This window comes from Mucilaginibacter sp. P4_E8, from assembly GCF_056401495.1.
In genome coordinates this window covers 1-2,491 of record NZ_JBFUJG010000299.1, presented here as the reverse complement: position 1 = coordinate 2,491, position 2,491 = coordinate 1, and the positions used below count along the sequence as shown (strand labels likewise).

At 43.2% G+C, this 2,491-nt stretch carries 2 protein-coding genes; both read right to left on the bottom strand.

All coding sequences use genetic code 11. The annotated features are described in order from the left end of the window. A partial coding sequence (locus AC1DRQ_RS30705; RefSeq protein ID WP_477429801.1) for a glycoside hydrolase family 2 protein occupies positions 1-1,643 on the bottom strand: 1,643 nt, incomplete at its 3' end. A 99-nt stretch (positions 1,644-1,742) separates the two neighbouring features. Continuing rightward, positions 1,743-2,491: alpha-L-fucosidase (locus tag AC1DRQ_RS30700; protein ID WP_477429799.1), on the bottom strand; the 749-nt coding region annotated here is incomplete at its 5' end.

Sequence of the window (2,491 nt, the reverse complement as noted above, 5' to 3'; positions counted from 1 at the left end):
AAAGGCTGTATGCCATAAGGCCCGTCGCCATTGCCGCCCTGCACGTTGCGTGACATTTCTTCGGAGTTTGAATAAGGGATAAACCAGCGGGTATTATCCAGTTTAGGCATCAGGGTGTCGCGCAGAGCTACCAAAATATCCTCTGGAGGAGTAATTTCGTTACCACCGCACCACATCGCCAGTGAAGGGTAATTACGCACCAGTTTTACCTGGTCTTCAATAGATTTAAGATACAATCCATGATCATCCGGATACTTTCTGCGTGTCCATTGATCGTCCAGCTTCATCGGGTCGGTCCACCGGCCGTTGCAATCACCTGATCCCCACATGTCCTGAAAAACCAGCATGCCATATTTGTCGCAGGCCTCATAAAATTCAGGCCGTTCAATTAACGCTCCACCCCAAACTCTGATCAGGTTCAGGTTCATATCCCGGTGAAAACGCACCTCGGCATCGTAACGCGCATCCGAAAAGCGCAATAGCTCGTCAGATATTATCCAGTTACCGCCTTTAATAAATATCTTTTGCCCGTTAATGTTGATCTGCCTGCTTTCGGTACGGGTATTCCATTCTGTAGTAAGTTGCCTTACTCCTACCTTAATATCGTCCTGATCAGATAGTTTACTAACACCAGTTACAAACTGCAGGTGCATTGGGTATAAATGCTGTGCACCGTATCCGTTAGGCCACCACAGTTTTGGATTTTTTAAAGTGTAATCATTTAGCTGTACTAATTGTGTTGAATTTGCTTTTATGGTAACTTTTTTAGATACCACGGTGCCATCCAAATTATATTTTAACTCGCCGGTTACGAGTGCATTAGTAGCATTTTCCAACGCTGCCGATACCTGTATAATAGCCGGCTGCTGTGGTCCTTCAACCTGCCTGATGCCAGGCACCAGCGTAACTATATGTGGGTCTTTTATTCTAACGGCACCTGTTTTCTCAATGGTTACCTTATCCCAAATTCCTGTGTTACGGTCTTTGATGGGTTGAATCCAGTCCCAGCCCGCGGTATATTGTATGCCTACGTTACGGGCAATAGTTCCATCGCCACCCTGGCCGCCGTTGGGGTTACCCACTACATCGGGCGGGTGAACAATAACCGCTATCCTGTTATTGCCATCTTTAGCTATCCATTTGGTTATATTATATGACTGGCGCAAAAACATGCCTGAATGTAGTTTATCATTCAGTTTATGGCCGTTCAGGAATACATCACAACTATAATTTACCCCCCTGAAATTCAGATAAACCTGGCTGCCGCCCTGAGGCTGCGTTTCTTTAAAATCTTTTACAAACCAATAGGTATAATAATCACGGCCAGTCCTGTATATGTCAGGAATTTGCTCGTTGTTCATGCCATAAAAAGGATCAGGCATTTTTTTGTCGGTTATTAAGCTGGTTAATACTGTACCCGGAACAACTGCTGGCATCCATGCTGATGTGCTGTAAGCCTGGCGAGAAATATCGGCTCCCTGCTCTTTAACATTGCCAATGGGCGCACACTTCCACCCTTCGTTTAACTCATATTTACTTTGCGCTTTTGTAGTTACGCTTTGAAAAACAATACAGCATAAAAACAATGAAGCTATTGAAAATTTTAAAAAACCAGTTTTAACTGCAGGGTAAATTTTTGTCATTATGTGGTGGGATGTTGATTTCAAAATTAAGTACTGCAACAAGCGCAGAAATATGGTTATTTAACTATTTTATGTGGTATTTTATCCTAAATCAGCATGCTAATATTCCATTTTAAAGCAGGCAGCTTCATTTAAGCCACTGTTTTGTTGAAGACTTGCCGGAATGTTTATTACTATGCCATCACCCTGCTGCTTCCATTTAAGGTGTTGCTTACTGCCCAGTAAAGTTACCTTTTTCGGTTTATTTACCTTTACTGTTATGGTTGCAGGTAATACCACTTTGTTCTGATCTGCTAACATAAAAGCATAAATAGCCTTATCATTCTTTGCTTTAGTATAATATATATTACCTGTTGAATATGGAGCTACAGATTTGGAGCTATAAATACCTTCGCCATTAATTTTCATCCAGGCGCTTATACCCTGCAAACGTTCGTAAGCTACAGGGTCCCAATCGCCATCAGGGCCAGGGCCAATGTTCATTAACAGGTTCCCCCCTCGCGATACTATTTTCACCAGCAGCTGCACAATTTGCTGTACCGATTTATAATGGTCGCCGGGCACGTAGCTCCAGGAGTTACCCATAGTAATACAGCTTTCCCAGGGGTGATCAAGTGGTACTTCGGGCACTTCCTGCTCTGGTGTAGTATAGTTTTCATACTGACCGGATACGGTACGGTCAACTACAATAAGACCCGGTTGTTTTTGTCTGCCCATTGCCGCTATTTTAGGCATATCAATATCCTGATCATATTTTATTCCCCGTTGCCAGTCAATTGTAGTGTCAATGCTGCTTTTAGGGCGAACCCAGCCACCATCCAGCCATAAAATGTCAACTTTGCCATAAC